Source organism: Peribacillus psychrosaccharolyticus ATCC 23296, from assembly GCF_000305495.1.
GTDB lineage: Bacteria > Bacillota > Bacilli > Bacillales > DSM-1321 > Peribacillus > Peribacillus psychrosaccharolyticus.
This window is the reverse complement of sequence record NZ_AJTN02000249.1, coordinates 65,105-71,658: the sequence shown is the minus strand read 5'-3', so window position 1 is coordinate 71,658 and position 6,554 is coordinate 65,105. Positions and strand designations below refer to the sequence as shown.

At 39.3% G+C, this 6,554-nt stretch carries 7 protein-coding genes; 6 read left to right on the top strand and 1 reads right to left on the bottom strand.

What is annotated here, in order from left to right; genetic code table 11:
* The 3 genes from cmk to rpsA all read left to right on the top strand — a co-directional run.
* Window positions 1-607: (d)CMP kinase (gene cmk / locus WYK_RS20475; RefSeq protein WP_040373316.1), on the top strand; the 607-nt coding region annotated here is incomplete at its 5' end.
* Window positions 604-1,185 (top strand): lysophospholipid acyltransferase family protein, encoded by a 582-nt coding sequence (locus WYK_RS20470; RefSeq protein WP_040373313.1) that lies wholly within the window; start codon window positions 604-606, stop codon window positions 1,183-1,185. The genes cmk and WYK_RS20470, both read left to right, overlap by 4 nt.
* A gap of 161 nt (window positions 1,186-1,346) precedes the next feature.
* Window positions 1,347-2,483, top strand: a complete 1,137-nt coding sequence (rpsA, locus tag WYK_RS20465; RefSeq protein WP_040373312.1) for a 30S ribosomal protein S1 — start codon at window positions 1,347-1,349, stop codon at window positions 2,481-2,483.
* A gap of 302 nt (window positions 2,484-2,785) precedes the next feature.
* Here rpsA and WYK_RS24260 read toward each other — a convergent pair whose 3' ends face one another.
* Window positions 2,786-2,917: a YpzI family protein gene (locus WYK_RS24260; protein ID WP_081704750.1), complete on the bottom strand. Its 132-nt coding sequence runs from the start codon at window positions 2,915-2,917 to the stop codon at window positions 2,786-2,788.
* Window positions 2,918-3,038: 121 nt separating this feature from the next.
* Here WYK_RS24260 and WYK_RS20460 point away from each other — a divergent pair, with 121 nt between their 5' ends.
* The 3 genes from WYK_RS20460 to WYK_RS20450 all read left to right on the top strand — a co-directional run bounded on the left by WYK_RS20460 (window position 3,039) and on the right by WYK_RS20450 (window position 6,342).
* Window positions 3,039-3,629 carry a YphA family membrane protein gene (locus WYK_RS20460; protein ID WP_040373311.1) on the top strand — a complete coding sequence of 197 codons (591 nt, stop codon included), beginning with the start codon at window positions 3,039-3,041 and terminating at the stop codon, window positions 3,627-3,629.
* Between the two features lie 226 nt (window positions 3,630-3,855).
* On the top strand, window positions 3,856-5,166 hold the full coding sequence (gene der / locus WYK_RS20455; RefSeq protein WP_040373315.1) for a ribosome biogenesis GTPase Der: 1,311 nt from the start codon (window positions 3,856-3,858) through the stop codon (window positions 5,164-5,166).
* A gap of 123 nt (window positions 5,167-5,289) precedes the next feature.
* Complete coding sequence (locus WYK_RS20450; protein WP_040373310.1) at window positions 5,290-6,342, top strand: NAD(P)H-dependent glycerol-3-phosphate dehydrogenase; 1,053 nt, start codon at window positions 5,290-5,292, stop codon at window positions 6,340-6,342.
* Window positions 6,343-6,554 lie beyond the last annotated feature (212 nt).

The window sequence follows — 6,554 nt, the reverse complement described above, 5'->3', positions numbered from 1 at the left end:
AGAGAAATTCAATTACATATATGTCGATACAGGTGCGATGTATCGGGCATTAACATATAAAGCATTACTCCAAGGTGTAAATGTGTCAGATGAGCTGGCATTGAAGCAGCTTTTAGAAATTACTGCAATAGAACTACAACCATCCGAAATAGGTCAGTTGGTCTACGTTGATGGAGAAAATGTGACTTCAGAAATACGTAATAATGAAGTTACAAGCACTGTTTCAGAAGTATCTAAACATCGTCTTGTTCGAGAAGAGATGGTCAGAAGACAGCAGGAGTTAGGCCGAAGCGGCGGCGTTGTAATGGATGGAAGAGACATCGGTACGCATGTGCTTCCTGATGCGGAAGTGAAAGTCTTCTTAATTGCCTCTGTAGATGAACGGGCACATCGCCGATATCAAGAAAATATGCAAAAAGGATTTTCTGCAGATATAGAGAAATTAAAAGAAGAAATCGCACTGCGTGATAAGCTGGATTCTGAGAGAGAGGTATCTCCTCTTAAGAAAGCAGCGGATGCAATAGAGATAGATACAACGTCTCTTACAATTGAACAAGTAGCAGAGAAAATTATTGTTCTGATTGAGGAAAGGAAAGAGCGCGCTTGAACTTTTACACTTTTGCAAAAAACGTGGTAAAGATTGGACTATCACCCGTTTATAGAATCAAAGCCAGCGGTAAAGAACATTTTCCGAAAGAAGGGGGAGTTCTCATTTGTGCGAATCACATAAATAATTTAGATCCGCTTGCAGTCGGAACTACCTCTCCAAGGGATATTCACTTTATGGCTAAGGAAGAATTGTTTCGAGCCCCTGTGTTAAAGGGTATAATGCCTAAAATCAATGCTTTTCCTGTTAAGCGCGGGTTAAGTGATAGGGAGGCGTTAAGAAAAGGATTAGCCATACTTAAGGATGACAGGGTTTTAGGTTTATTTCCTGAAGGAACCAGAAGCAAGAACGGGGAATTAGGCGAAGGTTTATCTGGAGCAGGTTTCTTTGCACTTCGCTCCCAAGCTCATATTGTTCCCTGTGCGGTTATTGGACCTTATTCGTTTCTCGGTAAAGTAAAAGTTGTCTACGGTAAACCAATAGACTTCCAGCCTTATCGTGACCAAAAGGTATCAGCAGATGTTGCAACAAAAGTCATTATGGCTGAAATTCAAAAACTTATTTCTGAAAATAAATAACCCTTCTTGCTTGACAATTACACCGTTTTATTAGAATTTAGTAAATAAGGGTATAATTCCGAATTATTAATTAATAGTGAAGCTAAGTTGTATTTAGGTCTTATACAACACTGTATAAGATGAAATCTGCACAGCAGTCATGGGTTAAGGAGGAGTTCGAAATGGCAGAAGACATGAATCAAGTGGAAGTAAACATCTTTGAGGTTGGCGACAAGGTTAAAGCTAAAGTATCAAAGGTGGAAGAGAAGCAAGTGATTGTAGATGTCGAGAATTCAAAAACAGACGGTATTATCCCAATCAGTGAGCTATCAAGTCTGCATGTGGAAAAAGCTTCAGACGCTGTTACAGAAGGTGACGAACTGGAACTGGAAGTAATCAAGGTTGAAGAAGAGGCATTAATTCTATCCAAACGCAAAATTGACGCTTATAAGGCTTGGGATCATCTTGAAGAAAAGTTCCAGTCAGGTGAAATCTTTGAAGCAGAAGTTAAAGATGTAGTAAAAGGCGGCTTAGTGGTGGACCTTGGTGTACGCGGATTTGTTCCTGCATCATTGGTTGAAGACTATTTTGTTGAAGACTTTGCTGATTATAAGGATCGAACACTTACATTTAAGATTGTTGAACTAGAAAAAGATAAAAATCGTTTAATCCTTTCTCATCGCGCTGTAGTTGAGGCTGAAAAAGAAAAACAAAAATCAAACGTGCTTGATACGATTGAAAGCGGACAAACAATTACAGGAACCGTTCAACGTATTACTGATTTTGGCGCATTTGTCGATATTGGCGGAGTAGATGGACTTGTTCATATTTCTCAGCTGTCACATGAACATGTGGACAAAGTTTCTGATGTAGTTAAAGAGGGAGACCAGGTTCAAGTAAAGGTTCTATCAATTGACCGAGATAATGAACGAATCTCTCTATCTATTAAAGAAACATTACCAGGACCATGGACAGAAATATCGGAAAAGGCATCTAAAGGTTCGATACTCGAAGGAACCGTACGCCGCTTAGTTACCTTCGGTGCATTCGTCGAGATTTTCCCAGGTGTAGAAGGACTGGTTCACATTTCTCAAATATCCCACAAACATATTGGCACCCCTCAAGAAGTACTAAAAGAAGGCCAATCTGTAAAAGTTAAAGTGCTGGATGTGAACGAAGCTGAACAGCGGCTATCCTTAAGCATTAAAGAACTCGAAGAAGCCGAATCCGCTTCATCATATGATTATGACATCCCCGAAGAAACAAAGGGATTCCAACTTGGTGAAATGATTGGTGACGCACTAAATAAACTAAAATAAGAGATACTCATAGTTCTTTAAAAAACAAGTTTCCTAGCGGAAACTTGTTTTTTTGTTTAGGGAGCTTAGCTGAAGGAACTGCAGCAAGGCAGAAATCCTAGGCTGAACAGAGAAAATGAATCCGCAAAACCAACAGAGTAGAGTAGGGTTTGTCCAAAAAGTGATCTAGCTACCAAAAAAGAGAAAGATACCCTATTTTCACAAGTACCAACCCCAAAAAAACCAGCTAAGTGGTGCCAAAACAGCAAGGAACGAATGCACCAAAAAAGGAGGCAGTCCGATTTGGACAGCCTCCTTTAGGTTTAGGAATTTCGTTTTCTCGCTTCTTCTGGTCCTTCAAGTCTGGTAGCTCCAGGATATTTTAGTGATTGGTCACGGTCAGATTCGACTCGGCGGCTTTCTTTAAGTTTTTTTCCTGACGATCTTTTCCCAATATGTCTCCCCCTTTCCTTTCTGTTATTTTCCCCTGTAATCTATATTTTTTATTCATCTGCCCATAGCGTGTTTAATCTTGTTTTAAAGGAGACATAATGTCTTTTAAAGGAGGTGAACGTTATGGATGGGTTGTTTTTTTATTGGATTATTTGGATGGGGTGGGTGGTCGTGGTGTTTTTTATGCCTAAATCGACTGTTCGGTCTCAGTTAATATGTCATATACTCATTTTGATTATTCTATCTGGATATGAGTTAGCTGTTTATCCTTACCGAGTAGGTTTGGGCGGTCTTTATTTGTTCATTTGTTTACTGATATACAATCGGAAATTGTCCTTCATTCATACGAGTTATTTTGTCTTTAAATTCTGTACAATTGGAATTGGGTATGCGGCATTTCAATTATTTGCTTTGCTGGATCCAATTATACTAATTTTTGAAGCTTCTTGGATGCAAGCAATTGCCATTAATTATACAGCGTTTTTGTTATTTAAAGACTGGAAGCAGCGGATTAGTGCCATCATAATTGGGATGGTGGTGGGTGATTGTGTATTTGCAGGCTTATTGGCTGTACACACCTTGCCTTACAAAAGTATTTCCCTTGAGTGGCTCGACAACGCGACGTTGTCTGCCACAGTTGGACTTGCCTGTATTGCTGCAGAACTGATTAGTAAGGTGCTCTATCAACAAACGCAAGCCAAATTTAATTCCTAATAAAAGGAATCGTGTGACATCATAATAAAAGTGTTTTTTAGACAATCATTGTTGATTGGTGGAAAATTTGATACTATATGATAGTTAGAGAGCTGGTAAATACATACCGAAGCCTAACTGCAGTTTCTGCAAATATGAAAATCAACAGTGCAATTTTTTAGTGGAGATAAATGCATTCATGGATTTCATGAGCTTTAAAGATATATGGAGTGGAAGGGTGAATACAATGCCAAAACCGGTAATTGCGATCGTCGGACGGCCTAACGTTGGAAAATCGACAATCTTCAACAGAATTGTTGGAGAAAGAATTTCTATCGTTGAAGATGTACCAGGCGTAACGAGAGACAGGATTTATAGTTCAGGAGAATGGTTAACGCATGACTTTAACATCATTGATACGGGTGGAATAGATATTGGTGATGAACCATTTCTTGAACAAATCCGTGCACAGGCTGAGATAGCTATTGATGAAGCGGATGTCATCATTTTTATGGTAAATGGCCGTGAAGGTGTGACTGGGGCTGATGACGAAGTTGCAAAAATTCTTTATAAGTCAAAAAAACCAGTAGTACTGGCTGTTAATAAAATTGATAATCTTGAAATGCGCGAACAAATTTATGATTTCTATGCACTTGGATTTGGAGATCCGTTCCCAATTTCAGGTTCACATGGTCTTGGCTTAGGAGACTTGCTTGACGAAGTGGCTAAGTATTTCCCGGATTTCGGCGGCCAGGATTATGATGATGATGTCATCAAGTTCAGTTTAATTGGAAGACCGAATGTTGGAAAATCTTCATTAGTTAATGCTTTGCTTGGAGAAGAGCGGGTAATTGTTAGTGAAATTGAAGGAACGACTCGTGACGCGATTGACTCCCCTTATAAATTTAATGGCAAAGAGTATGTCATTATTGATACGGCAGGGATGCGTAAAAAAGGGAAGGTATATGAGAGCACTGAAAAATACAGTGTACTTAGAGCCTTGCGTGCGATTGAACGCTCAGATGTTGTTCTTGTGGTATTAAATGCTGAAGAAGGCATTCGCGAACAAGATAAGAAAATTGCTGGGTATGCTCATGAAGCAGGCCGAGGAATTATTATTGTCGTTAATAAATGGGATGCATTAGAAAAAGATGATAAAACAATGAAGAAATTCGAAGAAGATATTCGAGCTCATTTCTTATTCTTGGACTATGCTAAAATCATTTACTTGTCTGCATTAACTAAGCAGCGTATCCATACGCTTCTTCCAGTAATTGATAAGGTTAGTGAAAGTCATGCTCTTCGTGTACAAACGAATATTCTTAACGAAGTGTTAATGGATGCCGTAGCGATGAACCCGACACCTACTCATAATGGTAGTCGTCTGAAAATTTACTACACCACTCAAGTAGCCATCAAACCGCCTACATTTGTTGTGTTTGTTAATGATCCAGAACTTCTGCACTTCTCTTATCAGAGATTTTTAGAAAATAGAATCCGTGATGCCTTTGAGTTTGATGGCACACCAATTCGTATTTTTGGACGTCAAAGAAAATAATGACATCTAGTTAGTCATCAAGAGATCGAAGGCTTTCTATGTTCTGAGGGATGGTTTGGATGCACTCAGTCCTGACTTCCTTCACCATAGAATAGTTACCTTTTAGAGAAAAGGTGGTTGAATATGACAAGAACAAAGCAAAAAGCAGCCGTAATTGGAGCAGGAAGCTGGGGTACTGCCTTAGCAATGGTTCTTGCAGACAATGGACATGAAGTGCGTTTATGGGGTCATAAGGAAGCACAGATTGAAGAAATCAATACCCATAGAACCAATCATAAATATCTTCCCGATATTAAGCTTCCACAAGGAATCACTGGGTATAGCTCATTAGACTCTGCTCTAAGGGATCTTGATATTATCATTTTGGCAGTACCGACCAAGGCAATTCGTGATGTTTTGAAGGATATTGAACAGGTCAGTCAACAGCCGCTTACGGTTGTCCATGTGTCAAAAGGAATTGAACCGGATTCCTTAATGCGGATTTCTGAAATGATTGAAGCTGACATGTCGAGCAGTATGCTGAAGGATTTAGTGGTCCTTTCTGGACCAAGCCATGCTGAGGAAGTGAGCTTGCGCCATCCCACAACGGTTGCTGTATCATCAAAAAATATGATTGCTGCTGAACGAATTCAAGATTTATTCATTAATCAATATTTCCGTGTTTATACGAATCCAGATATCGTTGGCGTGGAAATAGGCGGTGCCTTAAAAAATATCATTGCGTTAGCTTCAGGGATTACTGACGGATTAGGGTATGGAGATAATGCAAAAGCAGCTCTTATTACCCGTGGTCTTGCGGAAATTACCCGATTAGGCAGTGCCATGGGGGCAAATCCGTTAACTTTTTCAGGGTTGACAGGAATTGGCGATTTAATTGTAACCTGTACAAGCGTCCATTCTCGAAATTGGCGGGCGGGTAATTTGCTTGGTAAAGGACAAAAGCTTGACGAAGTACTTACGAATATGGGCATGGTGGTTGAAGGTGTTCGAACCACAAAGGCTGCTTATCAGCTTGCGCAAAAGTATGAAGTCGATATGCCGATTACGAATGCGCTTTACGGAGTATTGTTTGCTGGAAAAGATGTAAAGGATTCCGTTGATTTATTGATGAATCGAGATAAACGAAGTGAAATGGAAGATTTATTTAATATCATGGAAGAGCGGGAATCTGAATAATTTTGCGATTACTCTAAATCCAATTAAATAATGTGTGAAATATTTTTCTGAAAATAGGCATTTGCTGATACGCCTTTAGAGTAGAAAGCATACAATGCATCGAAAGTAAACTAGTAATCTAACTTGGAACTGGTGGGTTTAGTCAAATGGCAGAAGATATATCTACAGACATATCTTCTGCTTTTTTTACTTGAAGAATAGTCTGTTTTATC

What these genes read in the sequence shown, in the direction of transcription:
- rpsA (WP_040373312.1), top strand. Translation starts at nt 1,347, where the DNA reads ATGGCAGAAGACATGAATCAAGTGGAAGTAAACATCTTTGAGGTTGGC.
- WYK_RS20460 (WP_040373311.1), top strand. Translation starts at nt 3,039, where the DNA reads ATGGATGGGTTGTTTTTTTATTGGATTATTTGGATGGGGTGGGTGGTC.
- der (WP_040373315.1), top strand. Translation starts at nt 3,856, where the DNA reads ATGCCAAAACCGGTAATTGCGATCGTCGGACGGCCTAACGTTGGAAAA.
- WYK_RS20450 (WP_040373310.1), top strand. Translation starts at nt 5,290, where the DNA reads ATGACAAGAACAAAGCAAAAAGCAGCCGTAATTGGAGCAGGAAGCTGG.